Raw genomic sequence first — 15,357 nt, forward strand, 5'->3', positions numbered from 1 at the left:
CCTACAAGATATCGCTTCCCTCACGCGTCCTTGTGCGCGCCGGGATGGATCAGGACGTCGCGCGCGGCGGCGAGGTCGATGAAGGCCTGCGCGGTGCCGCCGTGGTCGGGATGCATGCCCTTGGCGGCACGGCGGTAGGCCTGGTTGATGTCGTCGCAGGTGAGCTGCACTGCGAGCGGCAGGCCCAGCATCTTGCGCGCGCGATCCTCGCTGGAGAGCTTCTTCGGCATCGCGTTGCGGCGGCCGAAGCGCGGCGCGGTCAGCCCATGAACGACCTCGAGCACCACACAGAGCCGGCGCTGGGCCGCCTGCGTGACGCTGTGATCGTCGTTGACCACGGCCTGGCGCAGCACCGGAAGCGCTTGCTCGGCGGCCTGTCGCAGCGTGGCATCCGTGCTCATCCGCACGATCTCGGCCACGACCCGGCCAGCCTCGGCCCAGTCGGCCGGCTGTGCCGACCGCAGGCGCTCGAGAGCGAGTTTCCAGGATTCAAGCCGTTCCATCATGCGCGCAACGTTTAGCAATGAAGATCAGTATGCCAAGGCCGCCGTTTCCGACCCCTTAATTTCGGGTTAGCCTTTCATGAAACTTAGAAACGAAATCGGGAGGAAAATGTCATGGCATTGCTCGCAAACCACATCGCTGTCGTCACGGGCGCCGGGTCCGGTATCGGCCGCGCGATCGCGGCCGGCTACGCCCGCGAGGGCGCGCACGTGGTGCTGCTCGACGTCAACGCCGACACGGTCGCGGAGGTCGCCCAGGAGATCCGAAAATCGGGCGGCAAGGCCGACAGCTTCGCACTCGACGTGACCAGACGCGATGATTGCTTTGCGCTCGCAGAGCAGGTCGCGGGCAAGGTCGGGCAGGTCTCGATCCTCGTCAACAATGCCGGTATCACCCGCCGCAACGCCTTCACCGCCGAGACCGAGACGGTGGCGAAGGACTGGAACGACATCATCTCGCTCAACCTCAACGGCGTCTTCAACATGACGCAGGCCTTCCTCGCGCCGTTGCGCGCGAGCAAAGGCCGCATCGTCAATATCGGCTCGATCCAGTCCTTCGTGCATCTGCGCACGCCGAGCTCGGCGGCGTATACGACGTCGAAACACGGCGTGCTCGGCTTCACCAAGGCGCTCGCGGTCGAGCTCGGCAAGGAAGGCGTGCGCGTCAACGCGATCGGGCCGGGCTTCATCGAGACCAACATCAACGCCCAAGTGCGTGCGACCAATCCGGCGCTGGTGCAGGCCTTCGTCGATCACACGCCGCTGGCGCGCACCGGCAAGCCCGAGGACATCGTGGGCCCCGCGATCTTCCTCGCCTCGGACATGTCGGCCTATGTCACGGGCACGATCGTGATGGTCGACGGCGGGTACCGGACGGTGTGAGGCGCGGCCCTCTGTCATCACACGCGGTGTCATCGTCCGCTTCGCGAGGCATGACACCGTGTTTGTCGCGCGCGAGATAGGTCCGCATCGCCATGCATCTTCTGCCAAACGCGGCCGCTTCGCGGCATTCCTGAGGTCATCTGGTGCGATCGTCCGCAATTAACCTTTCATTAACCAAACCCGCCCACCGTGGTTCTACGGCCTGGGGGTCGTTGTTCTCGATCCGCTTCCAGCGAAGGAAGCGGGCGTTGATCGGGGTGTGTTGATGACCACTGTTCATGTCGCGGCGCCGCAGGACGCACAATTCCTCGCTCCGAACCAGATCGTTCCACTGCTGATCGGCGCAACCGTCGACGAGGTCGAGCGCGAGCTCGTGCTCCAGACGCTCGCTCGCTGCGACGGCAACCGCACACGCGCATCGCGCGTGCTCGGCCTGTCGGTGCGCACGCTGCGCAACAAGATCAGGCTCTATGCCGCCTCCGGCATCGAGGTGCCGACCTGTCAGGAGTAGTGCGCAACTGCGTGCGGACGATCAATCCGCCTGCGAGGCTGTGCCGCCAGACAAGCGGCGCAGCCCGCGCTGTGCACACATGCCAGCCAGCATCGCAAGTGCGATGACCGCGACCGCCGCCGCAATCAGCTCGATGGCGCGGAGAGCGAAAGCCGTCATGACAGCCCATGCCGGCTGCGGCTCCTCGGCGAAGGCAATCGGCATGATGCCAGGCACGAGCAGTTGGGCGATGACGATAGCCGCGGCGAGGATCGCGGCGGACAGGCAGAAGATCTTCAATGCTGCGCGCATCGATCGCTCCTCGCGATGATCGTGGCCCTGCAAAGCTCAATGACACGTCGCCTCGCTCCGTCGATTGATGTTGATCAAGCGCAGCACGATGCGCCGGTGGAATTGCTGCTGTCGTCAAACGCCGCTAAGTAGCTTGCTTCCGGTCAAGGGAGCAGTGGTGTGGCAGACGATCAGGGACGGCAGGGACCTCCGGGTCCGCGTGGGCGGCAGGGCGAACCGGGACGGCCGGGACCGCAGGGTCATCCGGGCAAGCGGGGCCCGGACGGAGCGCGCGGCAAGCCGGGGCCGCAGGGCAAGCCGGGACTGATCGGAAAGGCGGGACCGCTGGGCAAGGCCGGTCCGCAAGGCAAGCAGGGCGAAGCCGGCCCGCGTGGCGCGGCCGGCCCGCAGGGTTCGGTCGGACCGGCGGGGCCGCAAGGTGCGCGCGGCGAGCAAGGTCCGCCCGGCCCGCTGCCGTCGATCGAGCAGGTGCTGCCGTGGCTCGACCAGCTCTTCGACGCCTGGGACGAGCGCCGCCGCCAGCGCGAACGTGAAGCCGCCGAGCGCGCGGCGCTCGAGGCCGCCGTTCAGGAGGCCGGTGAGCCGATCGCCGATGACGAGGGCGACGACGGCGAAGCCGACGATCACAGGAAAAAGAAGAAAAAGAAGAAGCACGGCAACAAGAGCTAGCGGCCGCACACGTGCCCCGGACGCAGCGCAGCACGCAGTGATGCGCTGCTGAGCCGGGGCCCACGACGCTGAGCCGTGGAGGCGACCTCTAGGTCCCGGCTCTGCGTCGCACCGCTAGCGCGCTGCGCCGCGTCCGGGACACGCAGCGATCAAGAAGCCCCGGAGGAATCATCCCGGCGCGACAGCATGCCCATGCGCTCGAACTGCCAGCGCATGGCGCGATACCAGAGATAGCCGACCGCTGCGCCGCACAGGGCCAGGATGACGACGCTCGCGCTCGAGAACGAGCCGCTCCACCACATCATCCACGCGGTCCACAGCAGCGTGAAGATGATGGCACCTGCCTTGAGAGGAAGAAGGGGGCGGCTCATGGTCGTGCTCCGGGCTGTCAAAACCCCGGCAGGCACCATCGCAAGGTGAGACGCCCCTTACCGTGAGCCAGATCACGGAACAGGCCGGGAAGCCCGCCGCTAGCCGAACCGCAACCGCGAACGCTCCTTCGCCTTCTCCGCCTCGACCTCGCGGTCGCGCGCCGGGGCATGGGTGTGCAGCGAGACCAGGAGCCTTCGCGCGGCTTCCGAGACCTCTGCCACGGCGCCGTCGAAGGCGGCCTCGTTGGCCTGCGACGGCTTGTTGAAGCCGGATAGCTTTCGCACGAACTGGAGCGCGCTGGCGTGGATCTCGTCCTCCGTCGCCGGCGGCTCGAAGTTGAACAGCGTCTTGATGTTGCGGCACATGCGGCGTCTCTCTCCCTGGGTTTCCATAAGGACGATCGGCGGAGGCGAAATCCTACATCCTTCCCCGCACTTCTGCTAAGTTCCGCCGCAAGGCGGCCGCTGAGCATGAGCCGCACGGGGAGAGAGACATGAAAGCTTCTTGCGCGGCGCTGGCAGGCGCTCTGCTGTCCTTTTCGACATGGGCGGTGGCTGCCGATTATCCCACGCCCAAGCAAGGCGACTGGGTCGCCAGGGACTTCAAGTTCCACACCGGCGAAGCCATGCCGGAGCTGAAGCTGCACTACACCACAATCGGCGAGCCGACCGGCCAGCCAGTATTGGTGCTGCATGGGACGGGCGGCTCCGGCGCGAGCATGCTGACGCCGTCCTTTGCCGGCGAGCTGTTCGGCGCCGGGCAGCCGCTCGACGCGTCCAAATATTACATCATCATTCCCGACAGCATCGGCCACGGCAAATCGTCAAAACCGTCCGACGGCATGAAGACGAGCTTTCCAAAATACGATTACGACGACATGGTCGAGGCGCAATATCGCCTGGTGACGGAGGGCCTCGGCGTCAAGCATCTGCGGCTCGTCATCGGCAATTCGATGGGCGGCATGCACACCTGGCTGTGGGGCGAGAAATATCCGAAGGCGATGGACGCGCTGATCCCGATGGCCTCGCAGCCGACCGAGATGGCATCGCGCAACTGGATGCTGCGGCGGATCATGCTCGACACCATCCGCAACGATCCCGACTACAACGGCGGCAACTACACCACCCAGCCGCGCATGATGAAATACGCCATCACCGCCTACGGCATCGCCAGCATCGGCGGCACGCTGGCCTATCAATCGCAGGCGCCGACGGCGGCCAAGGCCGACAAGATCGTCGACGACCGGCTGGCGACGCCGATCACGGCGGATACCAACGACTTCCTCTACCAGTGGGAATCCTCGCACGACTACAATGCGAGCGAGAAGCTCGAAGCCATCGAGGCTTCGCTGCTGCTGATCAATTCCGCCGACGACGAGCGCAACCCGCCCGAGACCGGCCTCACGGACGCTGCGATGAAGCGCGTCAAGAACGGCCGCCTCTACCTGATCCCCGCCAGCACCGAGACGCGCGGCCACGGCACCACCAGCAATGCAAAGTTCTACAGCGAGCAAGTCAGACAATTTCTGCAAACCGCGCCGCAGCGGACGATGTAGGACGACGGGGCGCAAATCCACATATCGCAATGCATCATATGCGGCGCCTCGGCGCCGCATATTATTTGAGCATGCAATGCGGCGGCAGCTCGGGCTTAATCGCGTCAACGAGACGAATCGACGCGCGGGACAGTCGCGCGCCAATGAACGATGCGCGAGGAGGAAGATCGCATGCACAGGCTCGCACTGTGCGTCTGGCTGGCCGCGCTGACGAGCGCCGCGTTCGCATTCGACAACGGGCAATACGATCACGTCCCGCCCGACATTCGCGCCTGGTTCAAGAGCGTGATCGCGCCGAACGGCGTGCCCTGCTGCGACATCTCCGACGGCCATCGCACCGAATACGACGTGCGCGGCGGCACCTATTGGGTGCCGATCGAGGGTCAGTGGATGGAGGTCCCCGAACGCGCCATCATCCGCGATCAGGGCAATCCGGTCGGTCAGGCCGTGGTCTGGTACGTCCACCATCGCGGCACCATCATCATCAGCTGCTTCGTGCCGGCCGATGCGGTGTAGCGCGTCGTGGTGGATTTCATTGGCTGGAAGCAGATCGATCGGGTAGTTTGACGCCGAGCCGACAGGGAGGCACGCCGTTGACCGATCTTTGCGCCGAAGCCCTCGCCACCATCTATGCCAAACCGACGCCGCGTGTGATCGCGAAGGCACGTCCCGCGATCGATGCGCATGCGAAGAAGTTCATCGAGATGTCGCCGTTCTGCGTGCTCGCAACGTCGGGCACTGACGGGAGCGTCGACGCCTCGCCGCGCGGTGGCGGCATCGGCTTCGTCCGCGTCGCCGGTCCCAACCAGTTGCTGATGCCCGACCGCTCCGGCAACAACCGGATCGACAGTTTTCGCAACGTCGTCGAAGGCTCGGGCTTCGTGCACCTGTTGTTCTTCGTCCCCGGCATCGACGAGACGCTGCGCGTCGGCGGACGCGGCACGCTGTCGGCCGATCCGGACCTGCTCGCCTCCATGGTGGAATTCGGCAAGCCGCCGCGCGCGGTGCTGAGCGTCGCCGTCAGCGAAGTCTATTTCCACTGCGGCAAGGCGCTGATGCGCTCGAAGCTATGGTCGGGGGACAAGGTGCAGCGCTCGGTGATGCCGAGCATCACCGAGGTCATTCACGAGCAGACCGGCCTCGGCGAGCCGGAGAGCCAGGCGATTACGGAAGAGCGCTACAAGGCGCAGCTGTAGTTGGCGCGGCGACTACAGCAGCCACAGTGTCGTCCCGGCCTTCGCCGGGACGACACCGGAGTATGCAGCTAACGCGGAGTATGCGGCTAGCGCCGGAGCTTAATGCCCCTCGCCCTCGAGCCCGCCGACGTGCTTCTGGGTGTAGAGCTCGAGGCCGATGCGGCCGATCAGGTCGAGCTGGGTTTCGAGGAAGTCGATGTGATGCTCCTCGTCGCTCATCAGCTTTTCGAACAGGTCGCGCGTGACGTAGTCCTTGACGCTGTGGCAATAGGTGGCCGCTTCCTGATAGAGCGCCCGCGCGCTCATCTCGGCGGCGAGATCGCACTCGATGATCTCCTTGACGTTCTGGCCGATGCGCAGGGGATCGAGCACCTGCATGTTCGGGAAGCCGTCGAAGAACAGGATGCGCGCGGTGAGCTTGTCGGCGTGCTCCATCTCCTCGATGGACTCCTTGCGCCAGACCTTGGCCATGTCGAGGAGGCCCCAATTGTCGAGGAAGCGATAGTGCAGCCAGTACTGGTTGATCGCAGTCAGCTCGTGACGCAGTGCCTTGTTGAGATAGTCGATGACTTTTGCGTCGCCCTGCATGGTTCACTCCAGCTCTTGCAGTCCAAAACGGGCCTAACCGTATTTAGAATGCTTCTAAGTCAGTTCGAAGACCAGAGCAACCGGCTACGGAGACGCAGCCGGGGAAAAGCTCAGCCGATAGTGCGGAAGATTTCAGCAGGCCGCGAGTGCGAACTTGGCGGGCTCGGCCGTCTCGTCATTGGCGGCCACGGTGTGGGAATGCGGACAGCCGGCACAGCAGGACTTTGCGCAGGGACCAAGCGCTTCGTCGATGATGGTCTTGATGGTCCGGGCGCAGCGGCCGCATTCGGCGCTACAGCCGAGACATCCATAGACCTGCTTGGCATGACGCACGGCGTCGTCGGACTCGGCGACGGCGGCGCGGATATCATCATCGCTCAACACGTTACAGGAACAAACGATCATGGAAGCGGCAGGCCCTTCGGTGATGCGCCATCATCGATATTTAACGGGCCAGCCGGATGCAAAGGGAAAAACCGGTATTTGAAGCTATTCCAAACTGGCCCGGAAACAGCCTAGAACGGCTCTAAAATAAGGTATTGCGGTGGATCAAGATTGCAACGCCTAGTCGCCGCCACCGCCTCCCCCACCGTCGCCGCCGCCCCCGCAATCTCCGCCACTGCTGCCGCTGTCGCCGCTCGAACAGCTGCCGCTGTCGGTCGAGCTGCTCGAACTGTCGCTGGAGAACCAGCTGCCCAGCGAGAAGCCGTCACTGGTCCCCGAATAGCTGTCGCCGCCGGCTCCGCCATCACCGCCGGCCCCTGCGCGCGAGCGCCGCTGACCGCGGTTCTTGAGATGGGTGATCCAGCCGTAACCGATGGCGAAGATGACCCCGGCCGCAATCAATGCATTGATCATCGCGTTGCCCATCATCGTCTCCCTGGCGACCTGCGGTGCATACCAATTGGTCGCCTCCGGCAAAGGTGCCGTTCATTGATCATTCAAACGAAGTATGGAACTCTGTTCCCAAAGAGTTCCCGCGTGCTTATGCAAAAGGTCAATCGATGAAGAAGTCCCTCCTGACAGTCGCTGCCCTCGCCACATTGGCTCTGACGGCCGGTACCCCGGCCCATGCCCAGCGCGGCGTCGCTGCCGGCGTGGCGGCGGGGATCATCGGCGGCGCCATCGTCGGCGGCGCGCTGGCTTCTCCGTATTATTACGGACCAGGCCCCGGCTATTACGAACCGGGCTACTACCCGCCCCGCTACTACGCGCCGGGCCCGGGATATGTCGCCGACGACTATTACGGAGGCTGCGTCTGGCAGAAGCAGCGCTTCTGGGACGGCTATGCCTGGCGCGTCCGCCGCGTCCGGGTTTGCGGCTGAGGCGCTTGAGCCGGCTCGTTTGCAGCGCTTGCCTGGACCGGTTGACTACGGATATGCCGTTCATCTGGGAGCCCGAAAAAGACCGCTTTTTCTCGTCACAGCTCCGTGTGCGTTTACCGTGGATTGACCATTTGCGCGCTTCCTAGCCGCAAGGCCAATTCCATCAGAGTGTGCGTGAACCTTTGAACCCCGGGCGCCTCTAACAAGAGGAACCCATCTCCCAGGAGAGCCAAGAGCATGAAGAAGACTTTAGTTGCCGCCCTCACGGTTGCGACGGTCGCCGGTTCGCTGGTGACCGCCACTCCGTCTGCCAAAGCCGGTGACAACATCGGCGCCGGCATCGCAGCCGGCCTGATTGGCGGCGCCATCGTCGGCGGCGCCATCGCGTCGAGCCGCCCCGCCTATGGCGGCCCCGTTTACGTTGCCGAGCCCCCGCCGCCCGCGCCCTGCTACTGGCGTCGTGAGCGCTATTGGGACGGCTACGGCTGGGTCAGCCGCCCGGTTCGCGTCTGCTACTGATCTGATCGGCTGGCGCATGCGCGCCGCGATCAAGAAGCCCGGCCGAGCGCATCGGCCGGGCTTTTTTCTTTGGTCATCCGCTACCGGGCCGCCTGGATCGAACGCAGCACCTCTTCGCTCGGCCAGCAATCGACCTTGAGTCCCGCCGACTTCTGATAGGCGCCGAGCGCGGCACGCGTCTGCATGCCGGCCTTGCCGTCGATCTTGTCCTTGTAGAGCCCGACGCGGGTGAGCCCGCGCTGCATGGTCTCGACATCCTTGGTGCGCAATTGCTTCGAGGCCGACCAGGGCGTCGCGAACGGCAGCGGGCTCGTCATGCGATCGCTGAGGTGGCCGACGAACAGCACGTAGAGGTCGGAGAAATTGTACTCCTTGATGACGAAATAGTTCTTCGTCGTGAGGAACGACGGACCATAGATGCCTTCGGGCTGAAGCAGCGAGGCCGGCTGCGCCTGCTCTGCGGCGCTGAGCTTTTGCCCGCGCACCGGCACGAAGCCTTCACGCAGCCACTGGCCGATCGGCTTCGTCACCTCGGGCACGCCCGTCGTGCAATCGACCTTCGCCGGCGCCTGCACCTCGTAGGCCCAGCGTACGCCACTCTGCCAGCCCTTGTTGACGAGCTGCTGCGCGGCAGAGGCCAGCGCATCCGGCACCGAATGCCAGATGTCGATGCGACCATCGCGATCGAAATCGACGCCGTGCTTGTAATACTCCGACGGCAGAAACTGCGTGAGCCCGGTAGCTCCGGCCCAGGACGAGCGCATGTCCTTGCGCGTCACCACGCCTTCGCCGAGGATCTTCAGCGCCAGGATGAACTCGTTGCGATAGGTGTCCTTGCGCCGACCGACATAGGCCTGCGTCGCCAACACACGAACCAGATCATAGGGCAGCGTGTAGCGGCCGTAGTCAGTCTCGCGGCCCCAGATCGCCAGCATGACGGTCGCGGGCACGCCGGAGCTCTGCTCGATTTTCGTCAGCGCGGAATTGTACTTTTGCAGCAGCCGCTGCCCCTCGCCGGCAAGCCGCGCGATCGAAGCGTCCTTGACGTAGTCCGCAGGCACCTGCACGAACTCGGCCTGCGACGGCGCGCCGGTTGCGGGCCGGCCCGGCAGGATCAGATCGGGCAGCTTGTAGTCGGGCTCGAGCCCGCGCGTCTGCTCGTCGAACGTGGCGCGTGAGACGCCGGCGGCCTGCGCCTCCGGCCAGAGCGAGGCGATGAACTGCGTGAAGGCAGCATCGGCGGCGCGGGCGGACGACCAGCCGCAGGTGACGACGATCACCGCAGCGATGAGCGCCCGCCGCATCATGCCGTCATCACCGCGTCAGCTTCTTGTACTTCACGCGGTGCGGGATGATGCTGTCCTGGCCGAGCCGGCGCATCTTGTCCTTCTCGTAGTCCTGGAAATTGCCTTCGAACCATTCGACATGGCTGTCGCCCTCGAAGGCCAGGATGTGGGTCGCGATGCGGTCGAGGAACCAGCGATCGTGGCTGATGATCACGGCGCAGCCGGCAAAGTCCTCCAGCGCCTCTTCGAGCGCGCGCAGCGTGTCGACGTCGAGGTCGTTGGTCGGTTCGTCGAGCAGCAGCACGTTGGCGCCGGACTTCAGCATCTTGGCGAGATGGACGCGGTTGCGCTCACCGCCGGAGAGCGCACCGACCTTCTTCTGCTGGTCGGCGCCCTTGAAGTTGAACGACGAGCAATAGCCGCGCGAGTTCACCTCCTTCTTGCCGAGCAGGATCAGCTCGTTGCCGCCGGAGATCTCCTCCCAGACGTTCTTGTTGCCGTCGAGCGCATCGCGCGACTGGTCGACATAGCCGAGATGCACGGTCTCGCCGACCGTGATCGTGCCCTTGTCAGGCGTTTCCTGCTTGGTGATCATCTTGAACAGCGTGGTCTTGCCGGCGCCGTTGGCGCCGATCACACCGACGATGCCGCCGGGCGGCAGCTTGAAGGTGAGATCGTCGATCAGAAGGCGATCGCCATAGCCTTTGCTGAGGGCTTCGAAATCGACGACGTTGGCGCCGAGCCGCTCGGCGACGGGAATGATGATCTGCGCGGTCTGGGTCTGCTTCTCGCTGGCCTGCTTGAGCAGTTCCTCGTAACGCTGATAGCGCGCCTTGGACTTGGCCTGGCGTGCCTTGGGCGAGGACGCCACCCATTCCTGCTCGCGGGCGATCGTCTTCTGATGCGCGGCGTCCTCGCGGCCTTCCTGCTCCAGCCGCTTCTGCTTCTGCACCAGCCAGGACGAGTAGTTGCCCTCGTACGGAATGCCCTTGCCGCGATCGAGCTCGAGAATCCAGCTCGTGACGTTGTCGAGGAAGTAGCGATCGTGGGTCACGATCAGGATCGCGCCGGGATAGTTGCGCAGATGGCCTTCCAGCCACGACACGGATTCGGCGTCGAGATGGTTGGTCGGCTCGTCCAGCAACAGCAGTTCGGGCTGGTCGAGTAGCAGCCGGCACAGCGCGACGCGGCGGCGCTCACCGCCCGAGAGTTTTGTCACATCGGCGTCGTCGGGCGGGCAGCGCAGCGCGTCCATGGCCTGGTCGACCTTGCTGTCGAGATCCCAGAGGCCCTGGGCCTCGATCTCGTCCTGCAGCTTGGTCATCTCGTCGGCGGTCTCCTCGGAATAGTTCATCGCCAGCTCATTGTAGCGATCGAGGATGGCCTTCTGCTTGGCGACGCCCAGCATGACGTTCTCGCGCACGCTGAGCGCGGGATCGAGATGCGGCTCCTGCTCGAGATAGCCGACGCGGGCGCCCTGCGCGACCCAGGCCTCGCCGTTGTACTCCTTGTCGAGGCCGGCCATGATCTTGAGCAGCGTCGACTTACCCGAGCCGTTGACGCCGAGCACGCCGATCTTGGCGTCCGGGTAGAAGCTCAGATGGATGTTATCGAGCACCTTCCGGGTCGGGTAGCTCTTGGTCAGGCCCTGCATGAAATAGATGAACTGGCGCGCCATCGGTCCCGTGAAACCTTCGATTTGAGGAAATTTGCTTGCCGCCGATGTAACGATCCCGCCCCCAAAGGGCAACGTTTTCCCTCCGTTCACCACGGATGAATACGGGACGGACACCATCCGGCCACCGATCCGGACAATTGAAACCATTTTTTAATAAAGCAGGCCAAAGCTCGGTTTCGCGCGGAAACAGCGCCGCCCGTCAGAACGAACGGGGAGCACAGCGAGGCCGCATCATGGCTCTGATCGAGACCCATTCCCTTCCCGTTCCGGCAGAAGCCGGACACGTCTCCGGCTTCGCCTCGGAGATCAAGGCCTTCTGGAAGCGCTTCTTCGCCACCGCCTTCAACCCCTACCGGCCCGAACTGCACTACATGCGCGGCCCCGGCCCTGCCTGGCGCGCCAAGCATGGCATGGATGCGCCGATCCGGCTGAAGCCCCGGGACCTCTAAAGCTCCCTCGCCTATCGGATTTTTGAAGACGCAGGTTGCTTGCGCACGAGGCTGATTGCGCGCAACCATGGCCCGGTTCCGACGATGGCGCTTCCCGCCCGGCGCCGTCACCTCTCGCCATGGATGAACGCTGATGAGCCGGCTGCGCTGCGCAATTCTCGACGACTATTTCAATCTCGCACTCGACGTCGCCGACTGGCCGAAATTGTCCGACCGCGTCGACGTCACCGTGTTCAACCATCCTTTCGCCTCGGAGCAGGCCGCGGCGAGCGCGCTGGCCGATTTCGAGATCATTTGCGCGATGCGCGAGCGCACGGCGTTTCCCAAGAGCCTGTTCGACAGCTTGCCCAAGCTGAAGCTGCTGCTGACATCAGGCATGCGCAACGCCTCGATCGACATGGAGGCTGCGAAGGGACGCGGCGTTGCAATTGGCGGCACGCAATATTCGCGCGATCCCACGGCACCGCTGACCATGGGGCTGATCCTGGAGCTGACCCGCGGCATCGGCCGCGAGAACGCGCGCATGCATGCGGGCGAAGCCTGGCAGACCTTTGCCGGAGTCGAGATCGAGGGGATGACGCTGGGCATCGTCGGGCTCGGCAAGCTCGGCACCAAGATGGCGGGCATCGCCAAGGCATTCGGCATGAACGTGATTGCCTGGAGCCCGAACCTCACGCCCGAGAAGTGCGCGGCGGCCGGCGTCGGCTACGCCACCAAGGAGGAGCTGTTCGCGAAGGCCGACATCGTCACCATCCATGTGGTGCTGAGCGAGCGCTCGCGTGGCCTCGTCGGCCGCGCCGATCTCGCGCGGATGAAGCCGACGGCCTTCCTCGTCAACACCGCACGCGGGCCGATCGTGGACGAGCAGGCGCTGCTGGAAGCCTTGCAGCAGCGCAAGATCGCGGGCGCCGGCATCGACGTGTTCTCGGTCGAGCCGCTGCCGGTCGACCATCCCTTCCGCAAGCTCGACAACCTCGTGCTGACGCCGCATCTCGGCTACGCGACCGAGGACGGGTTGCGCATCCATTACGGCCAGATGGTCGAGGCGATCGACGCCTTCTCCAAGGGCGGCGAACTGCCGCGCAAGCTGGCCTGAAACGAAAAGGGCGTGCCGACGGCACGCCCTTTCTGCAATCTGGGTATAGACCGAAGCGCTTAGCGCACGGTGACCGGGGCGGGCAGCGGCGGCACGACCGTCGGCTGCGTGCCGGGGACCGGGCCGGCCTGGGCCGACATCGGAGCCGGCGCGGGCGCTGCGGACGCGGTCGCCGTTCCCGGCGGCGGGCCACCCGGCATCACGACCACGCGGGTGCCGACCTTGACGCGATCGAACAGGTCCGAGACGTCCTCGTTCAGCATGCCGATACAGCCGGACGAGACGAACTTGCCAATCGTCGAGGGCTGGTTGGTGCCGTGGATGCGGTAGACGGTCGAGCCGAGATACATCGCGCGGGCGCCGAGCGGGTTGCCGGGGCCGCCGGCCATGAAGCGCGGCAGATAGGGCTGGCGCTCGATCATCTCGGTCGGCGGATGCCAATCCGGCCACTCCGCCTTGCGGGTGATCTTCTGCACGCCGGTCCAGGTGAAGCCGTCGCGGCCGACGCGGACGCCGTAGCGGATCGCGCGACCGCCTCCGAGCACGTAATAGAGGTAGGTGTTGGGCGTATCGACCACGAGCGTGCCGGCCGGCTCCTTGGTCTGGAACGCGACCTCCTGGCGGCGCAGGTTCTGCGGCAACTGCGCCGGCGCAGCATCAGGCTGCTCCTCGGGCGGCAGCGAGGCGATCGTCATCGGCCGGCCATCGGCGCCGACGGGCGCCTGCCCGGCCTGGACCGTTCCGGTCGCGGCGGGACCACCGACTGCTTCCGGCGGACGCAAGCCGTCACCCGCGGGTGCCTGGGCCGGACGGTCGGCATAGATCACCGGCGGCGGACCGGCGGGGCGGCCGTAGCGGGGATCATCCGGCGACATCACCGGTCCCTGCGGCGGGGCAGCCGAATAGACCGGCGGAGCGCCGGCCGGACGGCCATAACGGGGATCGTCCGGCGACATCACCGGCCCCTGCGGCGGGGCCGCCGAATAGACCGGGGGACCTGCAGGGCGGCCGTAGCGCGGATCGTTGGGCGAGGTGATCGGACCACCCGGGCCGGGCGGCGGCAACGCGGCCTGCGGCATCGCGTCGTCGTCATCTTCCAGCGCGTCGAAGTTCGGCGTGCGGTCACCGGGCCGATACTCGGCCGGGGCGCCATAACCCGGCGCCTGCTGGACCGGATAGCTCTGAGCCTGCACGAGCGAGGTTCCCGCCGCAGCGACTGTTGCGGCAGCGCATATCGTCAGAAAATGTTTGATCATCATCGCTCTTGTATAGCCCCGGGGCCCCATCAGGACCGTTAACGGCCAGATGACCGAAGATAGCGGCACATTCAAGACATATCAGGCCGGTTTGCGCCGGATTTGCCGAATTGTGATCCGCAAGATTACCGTTGCCCCGTTGCATCACGGGGCGGAAATCGTGTTGCGCCGTCAATTGCCGGAGCTTCGGCCCCGATTTTTAGGGATTGGGCCGGAATCGTTGCGGTATGTTCGAATCAGCCTGATTCGCCTCCGCTTTGAGCTCCGATCCCCGCGTGGCGAACGCGGCAAGCAGTACCGTCACCGCGTTCAGATGGCTCTTGGGTCCCGGTCGCCACCCGCCGGGGCGGAAATTCATAACCCGTCCGATGCTTCCCGGCTTTCGCTTCCTGTTTGCCGCGATCGTGCTGTCAACCTCCATCCTGGTGTTCGGCCTAGGGGCCGCCGCGCTGCTGCGGGCGACCCATGAGCAGTATGTCAGCAACCCCTCCTGGCGGAACGGCCCGCAGGAGCAGGTGTTCGCGCAAGCGTCCGAGCCGGTCCAGCCGGTGCTCGCAGCCTTGCGCGCGGAGCCGGAGCCGGCCGAGCCCGCGCCGACGCTGCGCGACCAGGTGCCGACCATCGGATTGCCGGTTCAGGAGCCTGAACAGACGACGACCTCGGTGGCCAGCGAGGCCGAAGCGGTGGCACCAAAGGTCGCCGCACCCGCGGCTGACATCCCCGCCACCGAGCCGGCCAAGGCCGAGACCACGACGGAAGCCGCAGCGCCCGCCGCGACAGACACGCTCACGCCCGCCGATACCACGGCATCCGTTCCCGAGGCGAAGCCTGCCGCGACCGCCAGCGTACCGGCGCCGGCTGATCCCGATGCCGCTCCAGCCTCCCCTGCGGTCGACGTTGCCCCGGCCAAACTGGCCGCACTGAACGATCCCGCGACCATCGCCTCGAAGGATCCGCCGGCGAAAGCCAAGGCAGACGCCAACAAGCCAGAGAGCAAGGCGACCAAGCCCAAGGCGAAGAAGCGGCATCGCGTCGTGGTGCGGCGTCCGCCGCCTCAGCAGTTGCGGCAACAGCTCGATCCCTTCGGGCAGCCGCAGCAGACTTTCGCGACGACGACCACGCGCCCGCGCTGATCTTTCTTCACCTCTCCCCGCTTGCGGGGAGAGGTCGGATCGCCCCCG

At 65.4% G+C, this 15,357-nt stretch carries 21 protein-coding genes; 11 read left to right on the forward strand and 10 right to left on the reverse strand.

Annotated elements, in window-relative coordinates:
• Nucleotides 1-20: 20 nt before the first annotated feature.
• On the reverse strand, nt 21-506 hold the full coding sequence (locus IQ16_RS15015) for a molecular chaperone DnaJ (RefSeq protein ID WP_018641005.1): 486 nt from the start codon (nt 504-506) through the stop codon (nt 21-23).
• A 111-nt stretch (nt 507-617) separates the two neighbouring features.
• Here IQ16_RS15015 and IQ16_RS15020 point away from each other — a divergent pair, with 111 nt between their 5' ends.
• Nucleotides 618-1,385, forward strand: coding sequence for an SDR family NAD(P)-dependent oxidoreductase (locus tag IQ16_RS15020; protein WP_018641006.1), 768 nt, complete (start codon nt 618-620; stop codon nt 1,383-1,385).
• Between the two features lie 265 nt (nt 1,386-1,650).
• Nucleotides 1,651-1,896, forward strand: coding sequence for a helix-turn-helix domain-containing protein (locus IQ16_RS15025; protein WP_018641007.1), 246 nt, complete (start codon nt 1,651-1,653; stop codon nt 1,894-1,896).
• 21 nt (nt 1,897-1,917) lie between these two features.
• On the opposite strand, the gene IQ16_RS15030 is transcribed toward IQ16_RS15025, so the two are convergent.
• Nucleotides 1,918-2,187, reverse strand: a complete 270-nt coding sequence (locus IQ16_RS15030; RefSeq protein ID WP_035665899.1) for a hypothetical protein — start codon at nt 2,185-2,187, stop codon at nt 1,918-1,920.
• A 159-nt stretch (nt 2,188-2,346) separates the two neighbouring features.
• Here IQ16_RS15030 and IQ16_RS15035 point away from each other — a divergent pair, with 159 nt between their 5' ends.
• Complete coding sequence (locus IQ16_RS15035) at nt 2,347-2,856, forward strand: collagen-like domain-containing protein (protein WP_018641009.1); 510 nt, start codon at nt 2,347-2,349, stop codon at nt 2,854-2,856.
• A 149-nt stretch (nt 2,857-3,005) separates the two neighbouring features.
• Here the strand turns inward: IQ16_RS15035 and IQ16_RS15040 are convergent, their stop codons facing one another.
• Both IQ16_RS15040 and IQ16_RS15045 read right to left on the reverse strand, forming a co-directional pair.
• Nucleotides 3,006-3,227 (reverse strand): hypothetical protein, encoded by a 222-nt coding sequence (locus IQ16_RS15040; RefSeq protein ID WP_026311702.1) that lies wholly within the window; start codon nt 3,225-3,227, stop codon nt 3,006-3,008.
• 99 nt (nt 3,228-3,326) lie between these two features.
• Nucleotides 3,327-3,593 carry a DUF2277 domain-containing protein gene (locus IQ16_RS15045; protein ID WP_018641010.1) on the reverse strand — a complete coding sequence of 89 codons (267 nt, stop codon included), beginning with the start codon at nt 3,591-3,593 and terminating at the stop codon, nt 3,327-3,329.
• A 128-nt stretch (nt 3,594-3,721) separates the two neighbouring features.
• Here IQ16_RS15045 and IQ16_RS15050 point away from each other — a divergent pair, with 128 nt between their 5' ends.
• From IQ16_RS15050 to IQ16_RS15060, 3 genes are all read left to right on the forward strand, one after another.
• Nucleotides 3,722-4,783 (forward strand): alpha/beta fold hydrolase, encoded by a 1,062-nt coding sequence (locus tag IQ16_RS15050; RefSeq protein WP_018641011.1) that lies wholly within the window; start codon nt 3,722-3,724, stop codon nt 4,781-4,783.
• A gap of 171 nt (nt 4,784-4,954) precedes the next feature.
• Complete coding sequence (locus IQ16_RS15055) at nt 4,955-5,299, forward strand: hypothetical protein (RefSeq protein WP_026311703.1); 345 nt, start codon at nt 4,955-4,957, stop codon at nt 5,297-5,299.
• Between the two features lie 77 nt (nt 5,300-5,376).
• On the forward strand, nt 5,377-5,979 hold the full coding sequence (locus IQ16_RS15060; protein WP_018641013.1) for an MSMEG_1061 family FMN-dependent PPOX-type flavoprotein: 603 nt from the start codon (nt 5,377-5,379) through the stop codon (nt 5,977-5,979).
• A gap of 99 nt (nt 5,980-6,078) precedes the next feature.
• Here IQ16_RS15060 and bfr read toward each other — a convergent pair whose 3' ends face one another.
• The 3 genes from bfr to IQ16_RS15075 form a co-directional block, all read right to left on the reverse strand.
• Entirely contained in the window at nt 6,079-6,567 is a 489-nt protein-coding gene (gene bfr, locus IQ16_RS15065) for a bacterioferritin (RefSeq protein ID WP_018641014.1), read from the reverse strand.
• A gap of 132 nt (nt 6,568-6,699) precedes the next feature.
• On the reverse strand, nt 6,700-6,972 hold the full coding sequence (locus IQ16_RS15070; RefSeq protein ID WP_018641015.1) for a (2Fe-2S)-binding protein: 273 nt from the start codon (nt 6,970-6,972) through the stop codon (nt 6,700-6,702).
• Nucleotides 6,973-7,131: 159 nt separating this feature from the next.
• On the reverse strand, nt 7,132-7,440 hold the full coding sequence (locus IQ16_RS15075; protein WP_026311704.1) for a hypothetical protein: 309 nt from the start codon (nt 7,438-7,440) through the stop codon (nt 7,132-7,134).
• Between the two features lie 131 nt (nt 7,441-7,571).
• Between IQ16_RS15075 and IQ16_RS15080 the strand changes: the two genes are divergently transcribed.
• On the forward strand, nt 7,572-7,892 hold the full coding sequence (locus IQ16_RS15080) for a hypothetical protein (RefSeq protein ID WP_018641017.1): 321 nt from the start codon (nt 7,572-7,574) through the stop codon (nt 7,890-7,892).
• Between the two features lie 237 nt (nt 7,893-8,129).
• On the forward strand, nt 8,130-8,411 hold the full coding sequence (locus IQ16_RS15085) for a hypothetical protein (RefSeq protein WP_018641019.1): 282 nt from the start codon (nt 8,130-8,132) through the stop codon (nt 8,409-8,411).
• An 80-nt stretch (nt 8,412-8,491) separates the two neighbouring features.
• On the opposite strand, the gene IQ16_RS15090 is transcribed toward IQ16_RS15085, so the two are convergent.
• Both IQ16_RS15090 and ettA read right to left on the reverse strand, forming a co-directional pair.
• Nucleotides 8,492-9,718, reverse strand: coding sequence for a lytic murein transglycosylase (locus tag IQ16_RS15090; protein WP_018641020.1), 1,227 nt, complete (start codon nt 9,716-9,718; stop codon nt 8,492-8,494).
• A 7-nt stretch (nt 9,719-9,725) separates the two neighbouring features.
• Nucleotides 9,726-11,375 (reverse strand): energy-dependent translational throttle protein EttA, encoded by a 1,650-nt coding sequence (gene ettA / locus IQ16_RS15095; RefSeq protein WP_018641021.1) that lies wholly within the window; start codon nt 11,373-11,375, stop codon nt 9,726-9,728.
• 233 nt (nt 11,376-11,608) lie between these two features.
• On the opposite strand from ettA, the gene IQ16_RS15100 reads away from it, so the two are divergent.
• Nucleotides 11,609-11,824 (forward strand): hypothetical protein, encoded by a 216-nt coding sequence (locus IQ16_RS15100; RefSeq protein WP_018641022.1) that lies wholly within the window; start codon nt 11,609-11,611, stop codon nt 11,822-11,824.
• 133 nt (nt 11,825-11,957) lie between these two features.
• The gene (locus tag IQ16_RS15105) at nt 11,958-12,920 is read left to right on the forward strand and encodes a D-2-hydroxyacid dehydrogenase family protein (protein ID WP_018641023.1); all 963 of its coding nucleotides are present in this window, start codon (nt 11,958-11,960) and stop codon (nt 12,918-12,920) included.
• Nucleotides 12,921-12,979: 59 nt separating this feature from the next.
• On the opposite strand, the gene IQ16_RS15110 is transcribed toward IQ16_RS15105, so the two are convergent.
• Complete coding sequence (locus tag IQ16_RS15110) at nt 12,980-14,176, reverse strand: L,D-transpeptidase (RefSeq protein ID WP_026311705.1); 1,197 nt, start codon at nt 14,174-14,176, stop codon at nt 12,980-12,982.
• A 368-nt stretch (nt 14,177-14,544) separates the two neighbouring features.
• Between IQ16_RS15110 and IQ16_RS15115 the strand changes: the two genes are divergently transcribed.
• Nucleotides 14,545-15,309, forward strand: a complete 765-nt coding sequence (locus IQ16_RS15115) for a hypothetical protein (protein WP_018641025.1) — start codon at nt 14,545-14,547, stop codon at nt 15,307-15,309.
• Nucleotides 15,310-15,357 lie beyond the last annotated feature (48 nt).

It is taken from the genome of Bradyrhizobium huanghuaihaiense, from assembly GCF_007830635.1.
GTDB classification, from domain to species: domain Bacteria; phylum Pseudomonadota; class Alphaproteobacteria; order Rhizobiales; family Xanthobacteraceae; genus Bradyrhizobium; species Bradyrhizobium huanghuaihaiense.

Excerpts from the sequence above, each read along its gene's own strand:
- IQ16_RS15015 (WP_018641005.1), bottom strand. The coding sequence starts at position 506 with ATGATGGAACGGCTTGAATCCTGGAAACTCGCTCTCGAGCGCCTGCGG.
- IQ16_RS15020 (WP_018641006.1), top strand. The coding sequence starts at position 618 with ATGGCATTGCTCGCAAACCACATCGCTGTCGTCACGGGCGCCGGGTCC.
- IQ16_RS15025 (WP_018641007.1), top strand. The coding sequence starts at position 1,651 with ATGACCACTGTTCATGTCGCGGCGCCGCAGGACGCACAATTCCTCGCT.
- IQ16_RS15030 (WP_035665899.1), bottom strand. The coding sequence starts at position 2,187 with ATGCGCGCAGCATTGAAGATCTTCTGCCTGTCCGCCGCGATCCTCGCC.
- IQ16_RS15040 (WP_026311702.1), bottom strand. The coding sequence starts at position 3,227 with ATGAGCCGCCCCCTTCTTCCTCTCAAGGCAGGTGCCATCATCTTCACG.
- IQ16_RS15045 (WP_018641010.1), bottom strand. The coding sequence starts at position 3,593 with ATGTGCCGCAACATCAAGACGCTGTTCAACTTCGAGCCGCCGGCGACG.
- IQ16_RS15050 (WP_018641011.1), top strand. The coding sequence starts at position 3,722 with ATGAAAGCTTCTTGCGCGGCGCTGGCAGGCGCTCTGCTGTCCTTTTCG.
- IQ16_RS15055 (WP_026311703.1), top strand. The coding sequence starts at position 4,955 with ATGCACAGGCTCGCACTGTGCGTCTGGCTGGCCGCGCTGACGAGCGCC.
- bfr (WP_018641014.1), bottom strand. The coding sequence starts at position 6,567 with ATGCAGGGCGACGCAAAAGTCATCGACTATCTCAACAAGGCACTGCGT.
- IQ16_RS15070 (WP_018641015.1), bottom strand. The coding sequence starts at position 6,972 with ATGATCGTTTGTTCCTGTAACGTGTTGAGCGATGATGATATCCGCGCC.
- IQ16_RS15075 (WP_026311704.1), bottom strand. The coding sequence starts at position 7,440 with ATGATGGGCAACGCGATGATCAATGCATTGATTGCGGCCGGGGTCATC.
- IQ16_RS15080 (WP_018641017.1), top strand. The coding sequence starts at position 7,572 with ATGAAGAAGTCCCTCCTGACAGTCGCTGCCCTCGCCACATTGGCTCTG.
- IQ16_RS15085 (WP_018641019.1), top strand. The coding sequence starts at position 8,130 with ATGAAGAAGACTTTAGTTGCCGCCCTCACGGTTGCGACGGTCGCCGGT.
- IQ16_RS15090 (WP_018641020.1), bottom strand. The coding sequence starts at position 9,718 with ATGATGCGGCGGGCGCTCATCGCTGCGGTGATCGTCGTCACCTGCGGC.
- ettA (WP_018641021.1), bottom strand. The coding sequence starts at position 11,375 with ATGGCGCGCCAGTTCATCTATTTCATGCAGGGCCTGACCAAGAGCTAC.
- IQ16_RS15100 (WP_018641022.1), top strand. The coding sequence starts at position 11,609 with ATGGCTCTGATCGAGACCCATTCCCTTCCCGTTCCGGCAGAAGCCGGA.
- IQ16_RS15105 (WP_018641023.1), top strand. The coding sequence starts at position 11,958 with ATGAGCCGGCTGCGCTGCGCAATTCTCGACGACTATTTCAATCTCGCA.
- IQ16_RS15110 (WP_026311705.1), bottom strand. The coding sequence starts at position 14,176 with ATGATCAAACATTTTCTGACGATATGCGCTGCCGCAACAGTCGCTGCG.
- IQ16_RS15115 (WP_018641025.1), top strand. The coding sequence starts at position 14,545 with ATGCTTCCCGGCTTTCGCTTCCTGTTTGCCGCGATCGTGCTGTCAACC.